General features: G+C 72.0%; 16 protein-coding genes. 5 read left to right on the top strand and 11 right to left on the bottom strand.

Features of this window, described 5'->3' with window-relative positions:
• Window positions 1–126: 126 nt before the first annotated feature.
• From whiA to FHS39_RS10070, 6 genes are all read right to left on the bottom strand, one after another.
• The gene (whiA, locus tag FHS39_RS10095) at window positions 127–1,134 is read right to left on the bottom strand and encodes a DNA-binding protein WhiA (RefSeq protein ID WP_071964484.1); all 1,008 of its coding nucleotides are present in this window, start codon (window positions 1,132–1,134) and stop codon (window positions 127–129) included.
• Window positions 1,125–2,168 (bottom strand): uridine diphosphate-N-acetylglucosamine-binding protein YvcK, encoded by a 1,044-nt coding sequence (locus FHS39_RS10090; RefSeq protein ID WP_184348488.1) that lies wholly within the window; start codon window positions 2,166–2,168, stop codon window positions 1,125–1,127. The genes whiA and FHS39_RS10090 overlap by 10 nt, the downstream gene beginning before the upstream one ends.
• Window positions 2,165–3,097 carry an RNase adapter RapZ gene (gene rapZ / locus FHS39_RS10085; protein ID WP_184348486.1) on the bottom strand — a complete coding sequence of 311 codons (933 nt, stop codon included), beginning with the start codon at window positions 3,095–3,097 and terminating at the stop codon, window positions 2,165–2,167. Before rapZ ends, FHS39_RS10090 begins: the two co-directional genes overlap by 4 nt.
• A gap of 94 nt (window positions 3,098–3,191) precedes the next feature.
• The gene (gene uvrC, locus FHS39_RS10080; protein WP_184348484.1) at window positions 3,192–5,165 is read right to left on the bottom strand and encodes an excinuclease ABC subunit UvrC; all 1,974 of its coding nucleotides are present in this window, start codon (window positions 5,163–5,165) and stop codon (window positions 3,192–3,194) included.
• 135 nt (window positions 5,166–5,300) lie between these two features.
• The gene (locus tag FHS39_RS10075; RefSeq protein ID WP_184348482.1) at window positions 5,301–6,164 is read right to left on the bottom strand and encodes a hypothetical protein; all 864 of its coding nucleotides are present in this window, start codon (window positions 6,162–6,164) and stop codon (window positions 5,301–5,303) included.
• Window positions 6,165–6,168: 4 nt separating this feature from the next.
• Entirely contained in the window at window positions 6,169–6,798 is a 630-nt protein-coding gene (locus FHS39_RS10070) for a papain-like cysteine protease family protein (RefSeq protein WP_184348480.1), read from the bottom strand.
• 239 nt (window positions 6,799–7,037) lie between these two features.
• Here FHS39_RS10070 and FHS39_RS10065 point away from each other — a divergent pair, with 239 nt between their 5' ends.
• A complete protein-coding gene (locus FHS39_RS10065; protein WP_184348478.1) occupies window positions 7,038–7,976 on the top strand; it encodes a hypothetical protein in 939 nt (312 codons plus the stop codon).
• A 19-nt stretch (window positions 7,977–7,995) separates the two neighbouring features.
• Here the strand turns inward: FHS39_RS10065 and FHS39_RS10060 are convergent, their stop codons facing one another.
• Window positions 7,996–8,427 carry a Rieske (2Fe-2S) protein gene (locus FHS39_RS10060; RefSeq protein WP_184348476.1) on the bottom strand — a complete coding sequence of 144 codons (432 nt, stop codon included), beginning with the start codon at window positions 8,425–8,427 and terminating at the stop codon, window positions 7,996–7,998.
• A 108-nt stretch (window positions 8,428–8,535) separates the two neighbouring features.
• Here FHS39_RS10060 and FHS39_RS10055 point away from each other — a divergent pair, with 108 nt between their 5' ends.
• On the top strand, window positions 8,536–9,456 hold the full coding sequence (locus FHS39_RS10055; RefSeq protein ID WP_184348474.1) for a PfkB family carbohydrate kinase: 921 nt from the start codon (window positions 8,536–8,538) through the stop codon (window positions 9,454–9,456).
• A 74-nt stretch (window positions 9,457–9,530) separates the two neighbouring features.
• Here the strand turns inward: FHS39_RS10055 and uvrA are convergent, their stop codons facing one another.
• Window positions 9,531–12,563, bottom strand: a complete 3,033-nt coding sequence (uvrA, locus tag FHS39_RS10050) for an excinuclease ABC subunit UvrA (protein WP_184348472.1) — start codon at window positions 12,561–12,563, stop codon at window positions 9,531–9,533.
• A gap of 201 nt (window positions 12,564–12,764) precedes the next feature.
• Between uvrA and FHS39_RS10045 the strand changes: the two genes are divergently transcribed.
• From FHS39_RS10045 to FHS39_RS10035, 3 genes are all read left to right on the top strand, one after another.
• Window positions 12,765–13,451 (top strand): maleylpyruvate isomerase family mycothiol-dependent enzyme, encoded by a 687-nt coding sequence (locus tag FHS39_RS10045; RefSeq protein ID WP_184348470.1) that lies wholly within the window; start codon window positions 12,765–12,767, stop codon window positions 13,449–13,451.
• 9 nt (window positions 13,452–13,460) lie between these two features.
• Entirely contained in the window at window positions 13,461–14,117 is a 657-nt protein-coding gene (locus FHS39_RS10040) for an MBL fold metallo-hydrolase (protein WP_184348468.1), read from the top strand.
• A 172-nt stretch (window positions 14,118–14,289) separates the two neighbouring features.
• Entirely contained in the window at window positions 14,290–15,573 is a 1,284-nt protein-coding gene (locus FHS39_RS10035) for an MFS transporter (protein WP_184348466.1), read from the top strand.
• Window positions 15,574–15,619: 46 nt separating this feature from the next.
• On the opposite strand, the gene FHS39_RS10030 is transcribed toward FHS39_RS10035, so the two are convergent.
• From FHS39_RS10030 to FHS39_RS10020, 3 genes are all read right to left on the bottom strand, one after another.
• The gene (locus FHS39_RS10030; protein ID WP_184348464.1) at window positions 15,620–16,621 is read right to left on the bottom strand and encodes a TerC/Alx family metal homeostasis membrane protein; all 1,002 of its coding nucleotides are present in this window, start codon (window positions 16,619–16,621) and stop codon (window positions 15,620–15,622) included.
• A gap of 104 nt (window positions 16,622–16,725) precedes the next feature.
• Window positions 16,726–18,612, bottom strand: coding sequence for a TerD family protein (locus FHS39_RS10025; RefSeq protein WP_184348462.1), 1,887 nt, complete (start codon window positions 18,610–18,612; stop codon window positions 16,726–16,728).
• A gap of 127 nt (window positions 18,613–18,739) precedes the next feature.
• Window positions 18,740–19,318 (bottom strand): TerD family protein, encoded by a 579-nt coding sequence (locus FHS39_RS10020; RefSeq protein ID WP_184348460.1) that lies wholly within the window; start codon window positions 19,316–19,318, stop codon window positions 18,740–18,742.
• Between the last annotated feature and the right edge of the window lie 134 nt (window positions 19,319–19,452).

The raw sequence follows: 19,452 nt of genomic DNA, 5'->3' as shown, positions 1-19,452 counted from the left end.
GTCAGTGCACGGACGCCAGGCTGGTGACCCAACATGATCATGTCAACAGCGCAAGAACGGCCATACGCGGCCGCCCCCGCACCCTTGCGGGTCGCGGGGGCGGTGCACGCCGGGAGTCGGCCGAGATCAGCCGACCATGCCCTCGGCCATCTCCTCGGAGAGGTCGGACAGGTCCGAGAGGTTGGACTCCGTGCCGGGGATGCCCAGGTCCTGGGCGCGCTTGTCGGCCATGGCCAGCAGCCGGCGGATCCGCCCGGCGACCGCGTCCTTGGTCAGCGGCGGGTCGGCGAGGGCGCCCAGCTCCTCCAGGGAAGCCTGCTTGTGCTCCATGCGCAGCCGGCCGGCCGCGGCGAGGTGCTCGGGCACCTCTTCGCCGAGGATCTCCAGCGCCCGCTGGACGCGGGCCCCCGCGGCGACGGCGGCCCGCGCCGAGCGGCGCAGATTGGCGTCGTCGAAGTTGGCCAGGCGGTTGGCGGTGGCCCGCACCTCGCGGCGCATCCGCCGCTCCTCCCAGGCCAGCACCGACTCATGGGCACCCAGCCGCGTCAACAGCGCGCCGATCGCATCACCGTCACGGACGACGACGCGGTCCACGCCGCGGACCTCGCGGGCCTTGGCCGCGATCTGCAGCCTGCGGGCCGCACCGACCAGCGCCAGGGCCGCCTCGGGGCCCGGGCAGGTCACCTCCAGGGAGGAGGAGCGGCCGGGCTCGGTGAGCGAACCGTGGGCGAGGAAGGCCCCGCGCCAGGCGGCCTCGGCATCGCAGGTGGCCCCGGAGACCACCTGCGGGGGCAGCCCGCGGATCGGCCGGCCGCGGCCGTCGACCAGGCCGGTCTGGCGCGCCAGCTGATCACCGCCCGCCACCACCCGCACCACGTACCGGCTGCCTCTGCGCAGCCCGCCGGGGGCCATCACCACCAGGTCGGACGCATGCCCGAAGATTTCCAGGATGTCCTTGCGCAGCCGCCGGGCGGCGATCCCGGTGTCCAGCTCCGCCTCGATCACGATGCGCCCGCTGACCAGGTGCAACCCGCCCGCGAACCGCAGGATGGCCGAGACCTCCGCTTTCCGGCAGCAGGTCCGGGTGACGGGGAGCCGGGAGATTTCGTCCTTCACCGCTGCCGTCATCGCCATGGGCCGATCCTTCCATGCATCCGAAAAATACGGTCGTACGCGGCGGCCAACAGCTCCGGATCGTGCGTCGGGGAGCCGTCGGGCGAGGCGACCGGCGCCAGCTCGACCGTGGCCCCGAGCCGCTTGGCGGCATCGGTGAGGCTCTCCCGGTCGAGCACGGCGGCCTCGTCGGCCAGCACCACGTCCAGGGCGAGTTTAGGGGCGTGTCGGGCCAAAACCTCCAAATGACGCTGCGGGGAGAAGCCATCGGTTTCCCCTGGTTGTGGTGCAAGGTTCAACGAAAGCACCCGGCGGGCCTTGGTCTCCTGCAGCGCATCCAGCAGCTCGGGCACGAGCAGGTGCGGGATGACGGAGGAGAACCAGGAGCCCGGACCGAGCACCACCCAGTCGGCGTCGAGCACCGCCTCCACGGCCTCTGGCACCGCGGGCGGGTCCTCCGGCACGACGTGCACGGACTGCACCTCGCCCGGGGTGAGCGCCACCGTGGCCTGGCCCCGCACCGTGGTCACGGCGTCGGGCGCGGCCGGGTCGTGGCCCCGGACCAGCGCCTGGAGCTCCAGCGGGACCGCGGACATCGGCAGCACCCGGCCGTGCGCGCCGAGCAGCTTGCCCACCAGGTCCAGCGCCTGGACGTGGTCGCCCAGCTGCTCCCACAGGGCCACGATCAGCAGATTGCCGACGGCGTGGCCGTGCAGCTCGCCCTGGCTCTCGAAGCGGTGCTTGACGACCCGGGCCCAGGTCCGGCCCCAGTCGTCGTCGCCGCACAGCGCCGCGAGCGCCTTGCGCAGGTCGCCGGGGGGCAGCACGCCCAGCTCGTCGCGGAGCCGGCCGCTGGAGCCCCCGTCGTCGGCGACGGTCACGACCGCCGTCAGGTCGCCGGTGATGCGGCGCAGCGCGGCGAGCGAGGCGGACAGCCCATGGCCGCCGCCGAGGGCGACGACCTTGGGCTGGGTGCCGCGGTGCGTACGGGCCTCACGGCCGCGCCCCGGGACGAGCTTGCGGACGCGGCGCATCCGGAAGGTGCGGCCGGTCACTCGCGCCCCATGTCCCGGTGGACGACGACGGTCTCGACACCCTCCGAGACAAGACGGTGGGCGAGCTTCTCCGACATGGCGACGGAGCGGTGCTTGCCGCCGGTGCAGCCGACCGCGATCGTCACATAGCGCTTGCCCTCGCGGCGGTAGCCCGCGGCGATGAGCTGGAGCAGCTCGGTGTAGCGGTCGAGGAACTCCTTGGCGCCGGGCTGGTTGAAGACGTAGCCGGACACCTCCTCGTTGAGGCCGGTGAAGGGGCGCAGCTCCGGGACCCAGTGCGGGTTGGGCAGGAAGCGGCAGTCCACGACGAGGTCGGCGTCGACGGGCAGGCCGTACTTGTAGCCGAAGGACATGACCGTGGCGCGCAGCTCCGGCTCCTCCTCGCCCGCGAACTGGGCGTCCATCTTGGCGCGCAGCTCGTGGACGTTGAGGCTGGAGGTGTCGATCACCAGGTCGGCGTCGCCGCGCAGCTCGCGCAGCAGGTCGCGCTCGGCGGCGATGCCGTCGACGATGCGCCCGGAGCCCTGCAGGGGGTGCGGGCGGCGCACCGACTCGAAGCGGCGCACCAGGGCGTCGTCGGACGCCTCCAGGAAGATCACCCGCCGCTTGACCTTCTTGGCGGCGAGGTCGGCGAGGGATTCGCGAAGGTTGTCGAAGAACCGCCTGCCGCGCACGTCCACGACCACGGCGATCCGGGCCACGTTGCCCTGGGAGCGGGCGCCGAGGTCGACCATGGTGGGGATCAGCGCGGGCGGCAGGTTGTCGACGACGAACCAGCCGAGGTCCTCCAGACACTTGGCGGCGGTGCTGCGCCCCGCCCCCGACATGCCGGAGATGATCACCAGCTCGGGGATGCCCGCCGTCTCGCCGGCCGCATCCGCCGTCGTGCCCGTACTCACCTGTGCTCCGTCCCGCTCGGTGCCGTTCATCGTGCGTTCCCCCGTTCCTCGGACGGCGGGGTCGATGCCGTCCGCTCTTCCATACTGCGGCGTGTGCGGGCCCGCGGCCCGCCTGCGACGTCCATCATTCCTCCGCCTCGTCCATGATCTCGCCCGTCGCCATGTTGACGGCCGGGGCGGGCGGGGCCGCCTGGGCGAGCGCCGCGGCAATGGTCTCGGCCGTCTTGCGGCCGATGCCGGGCGTCTCGCAGATCTGCTCGACGGTCGCGGCGCGCAGCCGCTTGACCGAGCCGAAGTGCTTGAGCAGCGCCTGCTTGCGGGTGCCGCCGAGGCCGGGGACCGCGTCCAGCGGCCCGGCCTTCATGGTCTTGGTCCGCTTGCTGCGCTGGTAGGAGATGGCGAAGCGGTGCGCCTCGTCGCGCACGCGCTGCAGCAGGTAGAGGCCCTCGCTGGTGCGCGGCAGGACGACGGGGTCGTCCTCGCCGGGCAGCCAGACCTCTTCCAGTCGCTTGGCGAGGCCGCAGACGGCCACATCGGTGACGCCGAGCTCCTCCAGCGCTCGCCGGGCGGCGGCGACCTGGGGCTTGCCGCCGTCGACGACGACGAGCTGCGGGGGGTAGGCGAAGCGCTTGGGGCGGTCGTCCTCCTCGGGGCGCGCCTGGTCGTCCGGGCCCTCCTCCTGCCACTCCCCCGTCTTCTGCTTCTCCTGCAGATAGCGGCGGAAGCGCCGGCCGACGACCTCGTGCATGGAGCGGACGTCGTCCTGCCCCTCGAAGGTCTTCATCTGGAAGCGGCGGTACTCGCTCTTGCGGGCCAGGCCGTCCTCGAAGACGACCATGGACGCCACCACGTCCTGGCCCTGGAGGTGGGAGATGTCGAAGCACTCGATGCGCAGCGGCGCGGAGTCCAGGCCGAGCGCCTCGGTGATCTCCTCCAGGGCGCGGGAGCGGGTGGTCAGGTCGGAGGCGCGCTTGGTCTTGTGCAGGACGAGGGCCTGCTCGGCGTTGCGCTGGACCGTGGCCATCAGGTCCTTCTTGTCACCGCGCTGGGGGATGCGCAGGTCCACGCGGGCGCCGCGGCGCTCGGCCAGCCACTGGGCGACGGGCCCTGCGGGCTCGGGCATGGCCGGGACCAGGACCTCCTTGGGGACCGCGTCGCCGCTCTCCTCGCCGTAGAGCTGCTGGAGGGCGTGTTCGACGAGGCCGGCCGTGTCGACCGCCTCGACCTTGTCCGTCACCCAGCCGCGCTGGCCGCGCACCCGGCCGCCGCGGACATGGAAGATCTGCACGGCCGCTTCGAGCTCGTCCTCGGCGACCGCGATCAGATCGGCGTCGGTGGCGTCGGCGAGGACGACGGCGCTCTTCTCCATGGCGCGGCGGAGCGCCTCTATGTCGTCCCGCAGCCGGGCTGCCTTCTCGTACTCCATCTCCTCGGCGGCATCGTGCATCTGCTGTTCCAAACGGCGGATGTACGCGCCGGTACGCCCGGCCATGAAGTCGCAGAATTCTTCGGCCAGTTCGCGGTGCTCCTCGGCGGTCACCCGGCCGACGCAGGGGGCGGAGCACTTGCCGATGTAGCCGAGCAGGCAGGGTCTGCCGATCTGGGCGGAGCGCTTGAACACCCCGGCCGAGCAGGTGCGTACGGGGAAGACCCGCAGCATCAGGTCGACCGTCTCGCGGATGGCCCACGCGTGCGCGTACGGGCCGAAGTAGCGCACGCCCTTCTTCTTGGGGCCGCGCATGACCTGCACGCGCGGGAACTCCTCGCCCATGGTGACGGCCAGTGAGGGGTAGCTCTTGTCGTCGCGGTACTTCACGTTGAACCGCGGGTCGTACTCCTTGATCCAGGAGTACTCCAGCTGGAGCGCCTCGACCTCGGTGGAGACGACCGTCCACTCCACGGAGGCGGCCGTGGTGACCATGGTGCGGGTGCGCGGGTGCAGGCCTGCGAGGTCCTGGAAGTACGAGGAGAGCCGCTGGCGCAGGCTCTTCGCCTTCCCGACGTAGATCACGCGGCCGTGCTCGTCACGGAATTTGTAGACCCCCGGCGAGTCGGGGATCTGTCCCGGCTTGGGTCGGTAGCTGCTGGGGTCGGCCATGTCACACACCCTACTTGCGGGCAGTGACAATCGGTGTCCGCCCAGGGCAGGGAGCGGCTCCGGCCCCGGCAGCGGTGGCTGCCGGGGCCGGAGGGGAAGGGCGCGTCCCGTGGGGGTTGCGGCCCGAAGGGGCCGTCAGCGGCGGCGCAGCCTGCGCACCGCCGCACCGCCCAGGCCCAGGGCCGCAAGGGCCGCCCCGCCCGCCGTCGCGGCGAAGGCCACGGCCGGCGAACCGCCGTCACCCCGCGGCGCCGCGGCCGCCGGCCGGTCCGCACCGGCCTTCTGCACGGACGGCTGCTCCGCACTGCCCGCGTATCCGCCCGCCAGCCCCTTCCTGTCATAGGCGGTGCCGGGCAGCTTGTCGCCGTAGGCCCGGTGGACCCGGGCCCGGTAGGCGTCCAGGGTGGTGCCGCCCTCGCCGACCGCGCGGACGGCGTCCGCGTCGAGCGGCAGCACCTTCTCGCCGCGCTGCACGTACCAGGCGTTGATCTGGGGTTCGCGGAAGACGGTGCCGCCGCTGAGCTTCCTGGCGCCCTCGGCGGCGTAGCGCGTCTCGTCGTCGCCGGTGGCGATGTTGACGACCTTCCAGGTGTCGCCGGTGCGGGCCGTCCACACCGACGCCTTCTGCCCGTCGGCCGAGACCGCCGCGCTGGCCAGGAATTCAAGTTTGGCCACCGGGGCGTCCGCCGTGCCCGCCACGAACTCCGGGGAGAGCGTGTACACCGGCACGGACGCGCCCTCGATCCGCGGCTGCGCCTTGTCCTCGGCGATGGCGCCGTCGCGGGCGAAGAAGCGGGAGAGCGTCTTGAGCGTCGCGGGCGCCTGTGCCACCTCGTGTGCTGCGGCGAGGCCGGAGGCGGGCGGCGCTACGGGGGCCGGGGGCTGTGCCGCGTGGGCGAGCGGGGCGAGGCCCAGCAAGCCGGCGGTCAGCGCGCCGGCGGCCGCGGCGCGGGCCGCGTTCCGGCGCGAGTGGCTGCTGGAGCGCTGGTGAGCGTTCATGCCCTCACGCCCCGATCCGGTAGAGCGAGTGGGTCCAGGAGAACTCGTCGTTGCCCACGTACCAGCTGTGCGAGGCCCAGTTGTAGCGGTCGCTGGAGGGCCACGGGTCGCCCCAGTACACCCAGCTGTTGGATTCGTCGTAGCCGTAGACGACGTGCATGTGACCGCCGCCGGACGACCACTGGATGCGGGTCTCGATCGGCCGGTTGTTGTCGATCTCGGTCTTGACGGTCGGGTAGCGCAGCCATCCACTCACGTACGAGCCGGAGTTGATGCCAGCCCAGTCCAGGGCGTTCTGCACATTGCCCAGGGTGGCCTGGTTGTTGGGGCACGTGGTGCCCTGCTGCCGGTTGAAGGCGGCGTTGCAGAACTGGTTCTGGCTGTAGGTGCGCCCGAACCAGGTGGCGATGGTGTTTCCGGAGCCTGCCCAGCACCAGTTGGTCTTCTGCTGCGCCTGCATGGTGATGCCGAGTTGCTTGGCGGAGCGCAGGGACGCCGCCGCGTGGTCGCCGGTGGCCGCGCTCGCCGTGGTGGGGACGGCGAGCAGGGCGGAGGCGACGAGCGCCGCTACGGACAGCCGTCTGCCGCGTATGCGGTTCTTTTCTTGGGGTGCCGATGCCGAAGCACGGGTCATCTTCGCGTTCCTCCCGTGGCGGGGGGGTTGAGGTGGAGGAGCGCGTCCGGACGCGTGCCAGGAGCATCAGGTGTTGTCGGGGGTGGGTCAACCGGCTTCAATGCTCGGTGAGAGCGCGGTGTGAACAGATCGAATCGGTTGTGAACGGCCGATGCCCGCCCAGGAGGAACAAGGCACTCCAGGCCACCGAAGCTTCTGCCACCGTTTGTGAATATTCACCTTCACAAGGGAGCGAGCGGATGGAAGACGGCAGCACGGCCGCCGCCGAGGCCGAGTTGGCCCAGGCGCTGCGCACGGGCCCCTTCCACCTGGCGCTGCGCACCGCGCTGTCGGCCCGCGGACTCGCCCTGCACCGGGTGCAGCACCGGCTGGCGCAGCGCGGCGTCAAAGTGGGTGTGACCAGCCTCAGTTACTGGCAGCAGGGTGCGCGGCGGCCACAGCGGCCGGAGTCGCTGAGGGCCGTCCGCATGCTGGAAGAGGTTCTGGACCTGCCCGCGCACGCCCTGACCCGGCTGCTCCAGCCGCAGGGTCGCGCCTCGACCGAGCGGCCGGCCGCCCGCTCCTACCGCTCCCTCCTGGAGGAGTCCCACGCCTTGGAGCTGCTGCTCGCCGAGCTGGAGTCACCGGCCGACGGAGGGCTGCACACGGTCTGTCATCTGGAGCGCGTCCTGATAGGCGCGCGGCGCGAGTTGCGCGGGCGCGACTCCCACCATGTGGTGCGGGCGCACCGGGACGGCGTGGACCGCTACCTGGCCATCCACCACGGCGACACCGGCTGCGACCCGGGTCTGGTGCGGGTGCGGGCGACCGAGAACTGCCGGGTGGGGCGGGTGCGCTGGCACGCGGCGGCGGGCGTGCTCGTCGCGGAGCTGCTCTTCGACGCGCGGCTGCGGGCCGGGGAGACCTATGTCTTCGGCTACGGCTTCGACGACGGCACGGGCGGTACGAGCAGCGAGTACGTGCGCGGTTTCAGCTTCGCGGGCGGGCAGTACGTGCTCCAGGTCCGCTTCGACGACGCCGCGCTGCCGGTGCGCTGCCGCCGCTTCACCCGGGCCTCCGCGGGCGCCCCGCGCAGCGGGCAGCGGGAGCTGACGCTGGCGGGGCGGCATCCGGGTGTGCATCTGGTGGAGCAGGGGGTGCGGCCGGGGATCCTGGGGATCGCCTGGGACTGGTCGTGAAGGGCGGCGGGAGGGGCCCTCAGGCCTCCGGGCCGGCCACCAGCTTGCCGCCGTCCGCCTTCACGGGGACGGAGGGCAGCGGCGCGCCCGCCGGGCCCTGGAGGACCTTGCCCGTGGCGGCGTCGAACTTGCTGCCGTGGCAGGGGCAGCTGATCTTGCCGTCCTCGATCTTGTCGACGACGCAGCCCGCGTGCGTGCACACCGCGCTGAACGCCTTGTACTCCCCCTGCGCGGACCGGCAGACGACCACGCGCTGTTCGCGGAAGAGCTTGGCCCCGCCGGCCGGGATGGCGTCCGCGGCCCCGAGGTCCACCGGCGCGGTGGGGGTGGCGGGGCCCTTGCTGCCCGTACCGCCGGTGCAGGCGGTGGCGCCGAGCCCGGCGGCGCCTGCCAGGGCGGCACCGCGCAGCACGGTGCGGCGGGACGCCGGCGGAACAGAGGGGCTGGGCATGGCGGTCTCCAACGGGCAAAGGGCTCGGGTGCAGCCCCGACCCTACCGGCAGGGGTTGTTCCGCTTGCTGCGTGGGAGGCTGAGGGCACCTGCGGAAGGAGTGCTTACGTGATCGTGGTGGCCGGTGAAGCACTGATCGACCTCGTGCCCGGCGGCCCGGGCGGCGACGACGGGCTGCCTGCCCTGCTGCCGCGGCTGGGCGGCGGCCCGTACAACACGGCCGTGGCGCTGGGGCGGCTGGGCGCGAAGGCCGCCTTCTGCTCGCGGGTGTCGGCGGACGGCTTCGGCGAGGCGCTGCTCGGCGGGCTGCGAACGGCGGGCGTGGACGTCTCGCTGGTGCAGCGGGGGCCCGAGCCGACGACGCTGGCGGTGGCCGCCGTCGGGGCGGACGGTTCGGCGGGCTACGGCTTCTACGCGGGCGGCACGGCGGACCGGCTCTTCGAGCTGCCCGGCCCGTTGCCGGACACCACGCGGGCCCTGTGCCTGGGGACGTGCTCGCTGGTCCTGGAGCCGGGCGCGAGCGCGTACGAGGCGCTGCTGCGGCGGGAGTCGGGGCGTGGGGTGTTCACCCTTCTCGACCCCAACATCCGCCCCGGCCTGATCCCCGACGCACCGGCCTACCGGGCCCGGTTCCGCTCCTGGCTGCCGTATGTGTCGCTGCTGAAGCTGTCGGCCGAGGACGCGGCGTGGCTGGGCGGCAGCCCGCGGGAGTGGCTGGCGGCGGGCCCGTCCGCGGTCGTGGTCACTCATGGCGCGCAGGGGCTGTCGGTGCACACCCGGGACGGGGACGCCACGTGTGCCGTGCCGGGGGAAAGCGTCGAGGTCGTGGACACGATCGGCGCGGGCGACACGGTGAACGCCGCGCTGCTGCACCGGCTGTCGGAGTACGGCGCGCTCTCCGGCGAGGAGGTCGCCGCCCTGCCGGAGCCCGCGTGGCGCGCGATCTTGGCCTACGCGGCCCGTGCGGCGGCCGTCACCTGCTCCCGCGGGGGTGCACAGCCGCCGTACGCGGCGGAACTGGCGGGGTAGCGCGCCGGGCCGTCACAAGGTTGCAGTCAGGCGGTGCCGGGCCCCTCCAGGGGCTCGGCACCGCCTGACTCCGCTCAGACGCGGCGCGCCCGCGTCGTCTTCTTCGCGGCGGTCGTCTTCGCGGCGGTCGTCTTCGCAGAAACGGTCCGCTTCGCCGCAGTCGACTTCGCCGCGACCGTCTTCTTGGCGGCGGCCTTCTTCGCCGGCTTGGCCGCGGCGGCCCGCTTGCCTCCCTTGGGGGCGGCGAGCGGGGCCGCATCGCTGACGCGGTCACCGAGCATCTCCCGCAGGAACTTGCCCGTGTGGCTGGCCGGGATCGAGGCGACCTCCTCCGGCGTGCCCTCCGCGACGACCAGGCCGCCGCCGGAGCCGCCCTCGGGGCCCATGTCGACGACCCAGTCGGCGGTCTTGATCACATCGAGGTTGTGCTCGATGACGATCACCGTGTTGCCCTTGTCGACCAGCCCGGACAGCACCGAGATCAGCTTGCTGATGTCCTCGAAGTGCAGACCGGTGGTCGGCTCGTCCAGCACGTAGACGGTCCGGCCGGTGGAGCGCTTCTGCAGCTCGCTGGCGAGCTTCACGCGCTGCGCCTCGCCGCCGGAGAGCGTGGGTGCGGACTGGCCGAGGCGGACGTAGCCCAGGCCGACCTCGGTGAGGGTGCGCAGGTGGCGTGCGATGGTCGGCACGGCCTCGAAGAAGGCGAGCGCCTCCTCGATGGGCATGTCCAGCACCTCGGCGATGGACTTGCCCTTGTAGTGCACCTCCAGGGTCTCCCGGTTGTAGCGCGCACCGTGGCAGACCTCGCACGGCACGTACACGTCCGGCAGGAAGTTCATCTCGATCTTGATGGTGCCGTCGCCGGAGCAGTTCTCGCAGCGGCCGCCCTTGACGTTGAAGGAGAAGCGGCCGGGCAGATAGCCGCGGACCTTCGCCTCCATCGTCTCCGCGAAGAGCTTGCGGACGTGGTCGAAGACGCCGGTGTACGTGGCGGGGTTGGAGCGCGGGGTGCGGCCGATGGGCGACTGGTCGACGTGGACGACCTTGTCGACCAGATCGTCGCCGTCGACCCGGGTGTGACGGCCCGGGACGGCCCGCGCACCGTTGAGCTCGCGTGCCAGGTGGGTGTACAGGATGTCGTTGACCAGCGTCGACTTGCCGGAGCCGGAGACTCCGGTGACGGCCGTGAGCACCCCGAGGGGGAAGGACACGTCGATGTCGCGCAGGTTGTTCTCCCGGGCCCCGCGCACCGTCAGGCGGCGGGAGCCGTCCACGGGGCGGCGGATGTCGGGGATGGGGATGGACCTCTTCCCGGACAGGTACTGCCCGGTCATGGACGCCTCGGTGCGCAGCAGCTCCTTCAACGGGCCGCTGTGCACGACCTTGCCGCCGTGCTCACCGGCGCCCGGGCCAATGTCGACGACCCAGTCGGCGACCTTGATGGTGTCCTCGTCGTGCTCGACGACGATCAGGGTGTTGCCCATGTCGCGCAGGCGGACGAGGGTCTCGATGAGGCGGTGGTTGTCGCGCTGGTGCAGGCCGATGGACGGCTCGTCCAGGACGTAGAGCACGCCGACGAGGCCGGAGCCGATCTGGGTGGCGAGCCGGATGCGCTGGGCCTCGCCGCCGGAGAGGGTGCCCGCGGCGCGGTTGAGCGAGAGGTAGTCCAGGCCGACGTCGACCAGGAAGCGCAGCCGCTCGTTGACCTCCTTGAGCACCCGCTCGGCGATCTTCTTCTCGCGGCCGGTGAGCGTCATCTCCCGCAGGAAGTCGGCGCACTCGCTGATCGACATCGCCGAGACCTCGGCGATGGAGCGGCCCTGCACGGTGACGGCGAGCACGATCGGCTTGAGCCGGGTGCCCTCGCAGGTGGGGCAGTGCACCTCGCGCATGTAGCCCTCGAAGCGCTCCCGGCTGGAGTCGCTCTCCGCCTCGGAGTGCCGCCGCTTGACGAACGGCACGGCGCCCTCGAAGGCGGTGGTGTAGGCGCGCTCGCGCCCGTAGCGGTTGCGGTAGCGCACCTCGATCTGGGTGCGGTGGCCGTTGAGCAGCGCCTTCTTGGCGCGCTGCGGCAGGCCGGCCCAGGGGATGTCCGTACGGAAGCCCAGCTCGTCGGCGAGGGCGCCCACCAGGCGGCTGAAGTAGTCCTTGGTGTGACCGTGGGACCAGGGGCTGATCGCGCCCTCGTCGAGCGACTTGTCCGGATCGGGGACGATCAGCTCCGGGTCGACCTCCATGCGGGTGCCGATGCCGGTGCAGTCCGGGCAGGCACCGAAGGGCGAGTTGAAGGAGAAGGAGCGCGGCTCCAGTTCCTCGAAGGACAGGTCGTCGTAGGGGCAGTAGAGGTGCTCGGAGTACATCCGCTCACGCTCGGGGTCGTCCTCGGGGAGGTCGACGAAGTCGAGGATGACCATGCCGCCGGACAGGCCCAGCGCGGTCTCCACCGAGTCGGTGAGCCGGCGCTTGGCGCTCTCCTTGACGGTGAGGCGGTCGACGACCACCTCGATGGTGTGCTTCTCCTGCTTCTTGAGCTTGGGCGGGTCGGTGAGCTGGATCGTCTCGCCGTCGACCCGGGCCCGGCTGTAGCCCTTGGTCTGGAGGTCGGAGAAGAGATCGGCGAACTCGCCCTTGCGCTCGCGCACCAGCGGCGAGAGCACCTGGAAGCGGCTGCCCTCCGGCAGCTCCAGCACCCGGTCCACGATGGCCTGCGGGGACTGCCGCGAGATCGGCCGGGAGCACTCGGGGCAGTGCGGCTTGCCGATCCGGGCGAAGAGCAGGCGGAGGTAGTCGTAGACCTCGGTGATGGTGCCGACCGTCGAGCGCGGGTTGCGCGAGGTCGACTTCTGGTCGATGGAGACGGCTGGGGACAGGCCCTCGATGAAGTCCACATCGGGCTTGTCCATCTGGCCGAGGAACTGCCGTGCGTAGGAGGAGAGCGACTCCACGTAGCGGCGCTGCCCCTCGGCGAAGATCGTGTCGAACGCGAGGGACGACTTGCCGGATCCCGAGAGCCCGGTGAAGACGATCAGGGAGTCGCGGGGAAGGTCGAGCGAGACGTTCTTGAGGTTGTGCTCGCGAGCGCCACGGACGATGAGACGGTCTGCCACGCCGGTCGGCACCTTTCTTGAGAGTCGGCTCTGGTGGAGAGCTGCGGGGGTGGGCCGCTGCCCCCGATCCAGAGTACGGGGAGCGTCTGACACCCGGATGTCGTAAGCGATGCCACCCACGACCATATAGCACGTGTATTCGATTTACGGCGGAAAGCGGAGACCTTCACCCGAAGGAGTGGCGGAGGCTATGGTCGGCACATGAGTGATCATGTGCACGATCTGGCATCCCTGCGCGAAGCAACGGACCGGCTGCTGGACGCGGCCGCCAAGCTGGACAACGCCGCCGTCGCCGAGCCGTCACGGCTGCCCGGCTGGACCCGCGGCCATGTCTTCGCCCACCTCGCCCGCAACGCGGACGCCCTCGTGAACGTCCTGGAGGGCCGCCCCATGTACGCGAGCGCCGAGGTCCGCGACGCGGACATCGAGCGCGACGCGCCCCGCCCCCTGGACGTCCAGCTCGCCGACGTGCGCGAGACCTGGGGCCACCTCCTGGAGGTGGCCGCCGCCCCGGCCGACTGGACCCGCACGGTCACCCTGCGCAACGGCGTCACCGACAGCGCCTCCCGCATCCCCTTCCGCCGCCTGGTCGAGATCGAGCTCCACCACGTCGACCTGGGCATCGGCTACGAGCTGGAGGACCTCCCGGCCGAATTCACCGCCCGCGAGATCGAGTTCCTCGCGGACCGCTTCTCGGGCCACGACGGCCTCCCGCCGCTGCGCCTGGCCGCCCCCGGCGGCGCCGGCTGGGCCACGGGCCGCGCCGAAGGCGAACCGCTGACCGTCACCGGCACCGCCCCCGACCTGCTGGGCTGGCTCGCCGGCCGCCGCGACGACTCGGCGCTGCAATGCACCGGCGGCCCGCTGCCCGCCCTGCCCCCGCTATAGGCTGGGATCATGACGTACAGCGGAGATGTGAAGGTCGGCGGACCTGCGGACGTACACGAGTTGACCGATCTGATGATCTCCAAGGTCGCGGTCGGTCCCATGAACAACAACTCCTATCTGCTGCGCTGCCGGGCCACCGACGAGCAGCTGCTGATCGACGCCGCGGCGGAGCCGCACACCCTGCTCGGACTGATCGGCGACAGCGGCATCGCCTCGGTCATCACCACCCACCGGCACCAGGACCACTGGGGCGCGCTGCGCGAGGTCGTGGACGCCACCGGCGCCCGCACCTACGCCGGGGCGTACGACGCCGAGGGCATCCCGGTGCCGACGGACGTGCCGGTGGCGGACGGCGACACCATCCGGGTCGGCCGCGTCGAGCTCACCGCGCGGCACCTGGTCGGCCACACCCCGGGCAGCATCGCCCTGGTCTACGACGACCCGCACGGCCATGCGCACGTCTTCACCGGCGACTGCCTCTTCCCCGGCGGGGTGGGCAACACCCACGACGACCCCAAGGCCTTCGCCAGCCTCATCGACGACGTCGAGACCAAGCTCTTCGGCCAACTGTCCGACGAGACCTGGGTCTACCCCGGCCACGGCAACGACACGACGCTCGGCGCGGAGCGACCGCACCTCGCGGAGTGGCGCGAGCGCGGCTGGTGAGACGGCAGTGACGCCCGGGGGCGGGCCACCCCTACAGGGGTAGCGCGCCGTCCGCACGCCAGGCGGACGGCGCGGTTCCGCCACGCCCCCGGCAACGCTTCCGCACGCCCCGTTTCCTGTACTCGCCCTGGAAGTTGGGCAGTACATGCATCGTCGTGAACGCATTCCGGGCATGTTCCGTCTGGCGGCCGCCTCCATGGTCGGCACCGCCATCGAGTTCTACGACTTCTTCACCTACGGCACCGCCGCGGCGCTCGTCCTGGGCCCGCTCTTCTTCCCCACCGTCTCCCCCCTCGTCGGCACACTCGCCGCCTTCGGCACCTTCGGTGTCGGGTTCATCGCCCGCCCGCTGGGCTCGATGCTCTTCGGACACATCGGCGACCGCCGCGGCCGCCGCCCCGTCCTGATCTCCTCCCTGCTCCTCACCGGCATCGCCACGGTCGCCGTCGGCCTGGTGCCCACTTACGACCGCATCGGCGTCGCCGCCCCGCTGCTCCTGCTCGTCCTGCGCTTCCTCCAGGGCCTGGGGCTCGGCGGCGAATGGGGCGGCGCCGTGCTGCTCACCACCGAACACGCGCCACCCCACCGCCGCGTGCTGTGGTCGAGCTTCCCCCAGGCCGGACCGTCCGTGGGCTTCCTGCTCGCCAACGGCATCACCCTGGCCCTGTCGGCCACCCTCACCGACGCCCAGTTCCTCTCGTGGGGCTGGCGGGTGCCCTTCTGGGCGGCCGGGATCCTCGCGGGCGCCGGCCTGCTGCTGCGCAGCCGGCTCGCCGAGACCCCGGACTTCCGCGCGCTGGCCGCCGACGACACCCGCGCCTCGCTGCCCCTCGCCGAGGTCTTCCGCAGCCACTGGCGGCTCGTTCTGCTCACGGCAGGCGGGCTGTCCATCGGCTACTCGGTCTTCTACACCGTCACCACCTGGTCCCTGGCCTACGGCACCGAACAACTGGGCATCGACCGCACGATGATGCTCGGCTGCATCATGGTCGCGATCGCCGTCTCGGGCGTGGCCACCCCGCTGGTCGGCCTCGTCGGCGACCGCTTCGGCCGCCGCCCGCTGTGCCTGGCCGGCTGCGCGGCCGTGGCCCTGTGGACCTTTCCGCTGGTCGGGCTGTTGCACACCGGGCGCCCGGCACTGATGCTGCTGGGCTTCGTCGTCGCGATGCTGGCCTTCGTCACCGCCTTCGCCGTCGTGGGCGCGTACCTCCCCGAGCTGTACGAGGCCCGGGTGCGCTGCACCGGCGCCGCCGTCGGCTACAACCTGGCGGGGGTGCTGGGCGGCGCCATCACCCCGCTGGTCGCGACCGCGACGGCCCGCGGCGACGGCCCGCCCTGGGGCGTCGCCGTCTATCTGACCGGCATCGCCCTGCTCAGCCTCTCCTGCTTCCTCATGCTCCCCGAGACCCGCCCCGCGACGGCCGCCCCCGCGGCCACCGATCCGGCACCGGCCTGATCCGGAGCCCCGGCACCCGGCCCTCCATCGAGGGCCCCGCAGTCCGTCAGACGCCGGCCTGCGCCCGGTCCTTCTCCTCGCCCGCCTCCGCGACGGCCGCCCGCTCCTGCCGGGCGGACGCCCGGAGGCTGGTGACCGTGGTGACGGCCAGCACCGCGCAGATGACACCCAGCGAGACGGGGATGCTGATCTCGGGGACGGCGACACCGCTCTCGTGCAGGGCGTGCAGCACGAGCTTGACGCCGATGAATCCGAGGATCACCGACAGGCCGTACGAGAGGTGGACCAGCTTCCGCAGCAGGCCGCCGATCAGGAAGTACAGCTGCCGAAGGCCCATGAGCGCAAAGGCGTTGGCGGTGAAGACGATGTACGGGTCCTGGGTGAGGCCGAAGATCGCCGGTATGGAGTCGAGCGCGAACAGCACGTCGGTGGTGCCGATCGCCAGCATGACGATGAGCATCGGCGTCATCAGCCGCTTGCCGTTCTCCACGATGAACAGGCTGGTGCCGTGGTACCGATCCGTTGAGGGGAAGCGCCGCTCGACCAGCTTGAGAAAGCGGTTCTCCTCGAACTCCTCTTCCTCCTCGCCCGCACGCGCCTCCTGGATGAGCTTCCAGGCCGTCCAGACGAGGAAGGCCCCGAAGATGTAGAAGATCCAGGAGAAGTTGGCGATGACCGCCGCCCCGGCGCCGATGAACACGGCCCGCAGCACGAGGGCTATGAGCACGCCGACCATGAGCACGCGCTGCTGGTACACCGGCGGCACCGAGAACTTCGCCATGATGAGCACGAAGACGAAGAGGTTGTCGACGCTCAGCGACTTCTCGGTGATGAAGCCCGCGAAGAACTCACCGGCCGGCCGGCCGCCACCGAAGACCAGCAGCCCCAGCCCGAAGAGCCCGGCCAGGGCGATCCAGACCGCCGTCCACACTCCGGCCTCCTTCACGGAGACCTCGTGCGGCTTGCGGCCTCCGATGAAGAAGTCGGCGGCGATGAGGGCGCACAGACCAAGGATGGTCAGCGCCCACAGGGTCAGGGAAACGTCCACTGTTCCTCCGGCACGTCGTCACGGCGTACGGCAGTCCTCACAAACAGTACAGGAAGAACCAAGGAACAGTAAAGGAAATGCCAAAAGCCCAGGTCGTCGCCGCTTTAGATGCCGTACGCCCGGCGCGCCTGCCCCACCCGCCCCAGCACCTGCCGCATCACGTCGCTCCCCGCGGGGACCGCCGAAGGCTCGTACGTCCACGCGTGGCCCACCCAGGGGTCGGCGAGGTGGTCGTCCGCCACCGGCGTGATCCTCAGCAGGGACCGCCACAGCGGGTCCAGCACCGGCCCGTAGGCCCGCGCGTCGTCCCGGTCGGCGACCATCATCAGGTGCACCCCGACGGACGGCCCCTCGTCCGCGAGATACCGCAGCTGGGTGACGGAACGGTCGTCGAAGCCGTGTGGGAAGTCGTTGACGATCAGCAGCTGCTCGGCCGTGTCCACATCCGCCGGGAGGGAGTCGACCGCGCCGCTGCGCACAGCCATCTGCACCAGGTCGACGCGCCGCGTCAGCCCCGCCAGCACCTCGCCGACGCCCTGGGCCCCGGCCGCGGGCGGCTCCCGCAGCGCACCGGCCTCCAGCAGGGGCGCCAGCGCCGTCGCGGCCGAGCCCGCGGGGTCGATGACGTGCACCCGGTAGTCGCCGACGGGGTGGACGGCCAGCAGCCGCACGGCGTGCGCCACCGCGCACTCCACGGCCAGCCTGCGCAGCTCGGCCGAGTCCGGGACGGCCGTGTCGAGGCCGCCGGAGTTGCGGCCGCTGTCGATCCACAGCCCGCGCTCCAGCGGCAGCCGCACCAGCATGGGGATGCGCAGGTCCTTGCGCTCCGGCAGGTGCAGGTCGCCCAGCCGCAGCGCCATCGGCGTCTCCAGCGGCACCTGGTAGGCCTGCCAGACGGGGTTGTCCCAGCGGGCGTAGGCGGGCGGCAGGGCGTGTTCGACGACCTCGGTCTCCGCGACGAGCCTGCCGAGGTCCCGGTCGAGCACGGCCCTGGCCTGCTGCACCAGCTCGGCGTGCTTGGCGCGGGCTTCCTCACGGGCCGCATCGGCGGCGGGGCCGACCCGGGTGGCCGGGTCGGCGAGCACCCGGTCGAGCTCCTGCTCCAGGCGGGATTCCGCGAAGTCCACGGCGCTGCGGTAGGCGGCGGTCGCCCGGGCCAGGTCCTCGAACATGCCCCAGACCTGGTTGTAGAGCCGCTCGTTCATCGTCCAGCCGCTGGCGTCGCCCGCCACGGGCACGGGCTCCCCGTCCCCGGACGGCTCCTCGCCGGGCGTGCCGGGGCTCACTGCGGGCACGGGCGCCGGACCGGCGTCGGAGACGGGCGCAGCGGCAGCGGAGGCGGCTTCGGGGGCCGGGGCGGGCGGGGTCTGGGTGCGGCGGCCGGGGTGCCGGTAGCTGATGGCCGTGGTCTCCGGGGGCGCCGACGCGACCGCGCGGGCCATGCCGCAGGCGACCGCCTCCTCGATGCCCGCCGCCATCTCGACGGCCTCCGGCAGCCCCTGGTCGTGCAGCATCGCGGCGAGCCCGCCCGCATAGCCCTGGCCGACGGCCCGCGCCTTCCACGCGTCCTGCCTGCGGTACAGCTCCAGGGCGACGACAGCGGACTCGGCGTCCAGGCCGGCGACGGTGTAGGTGACGGCCTCCGCGCCGTCCGCCCCGACGACTGCCAGGAACGGCGCCGCCAGCTCACCGAAGCGCGCCGGGCCATCCGCGCCGGACGGCAGGGCGAGGAGGATGCTGACGCGATGGGCCGTCTCCGGGACCGCTTCCAGGTCGACGGCCAGCCGGTGCTCTGCGGCCGCCTGCACGGACACCTCGAGGCCGGGCAGTTTCGGCGATGCGGGGTGGGCGACCCAGTCGGCACCGGGCACCTTGCCCTCCGCGTCGCCGAGCGTCGCCCCCGCCAGTACCGGGTGGGCCGCTGAGATCCGGATCTCCAGCCGGGTCCCGGGAAGCGGGTGGTTCTGCCCCCGCACCAACTCGGCCGTCATCGCCGTTCCCCCTTGTTTCCTGTGCTCACTGTGCTTGTGCGTCACCGTGCCGTCGGGCCCGGCGGTTGCTCCCCGCCGGGCCCGTTGGTCACGTCGTCTGCTCCGGCCGGTCCGGCCGGGAGAGGCCCTACAGGACCGTCTGGATCTCCGAGAGCAGGTCCTGGAAGGTGCGGCCGTTGGCCGGGGTGCCGATGGCCGTCATCTGCCATCCGGTCGCCGTCCGGTGCACCTTGGCCATGATCTGCGCGGTGTAGGGACCGCCGCCGTCCAGGGTGTAGCGCGCGAGCTCCTGGCCGGTGGTCTCGTCGACCAGCCGGCAGAAGGCGTTCTGCACCTCGGCGAAGGTCTGGCCGGTGAAGGAGTTGACCGTGAAGACGATCTGGTTGACGTGCACCGGGACGCGCTGCAGGTCGACGATGATCGACTCGTCGTCGCCGCCCTGGCCCGCGCCGCCGACCACGTTGTCACCGGTGTGCCGGACGGAGCCGTCCTTGCTGACGAGCTGCTGGAAGAAGGCGACGTCGACCGGCTGCTTGTCGGCGAAGAGCACCGCCGACGCGTCCAGGTCGATCTCCCGGGTACGCGAGCCGAACAGTCCGCGGCGAGGGGCCGCCTTCCAGCCGAGCCCCATCCGCACCGCGGTCAGGGTGCCCCCGTCGGCCTTCTGCAGGCTGATGCCCTGGCCCTTGGACAAGTTGACCGTCACGTGCAGTCCCTCTCTCGTTTCGTTCTTTCCCCCGTGACCACGCGTCCGCGAGGTCGTGATGGAACGACCCTATGCACTGTCAGGGACCGTACCCGCACCGGAGGCGGGTTTGTGGCGGTCTTGCAACATGCCCG

Origin of the sequence: Streptomyces olivoverticillatus (assembly GCF_014203555.1) — a bacterium.
Taxonomy (GTDB): domain Bacteria; phylum Actinomycetota; class Actinomycetes; order Streptomycetales; family Streptomycetaceae; genus Streptomyces; species Streptomyces olivoverticillatus.
Note: the sequence above shows the minus strand (reverse complement) of the source record. Positions and strands in the feature narration are given on the sequence as shown.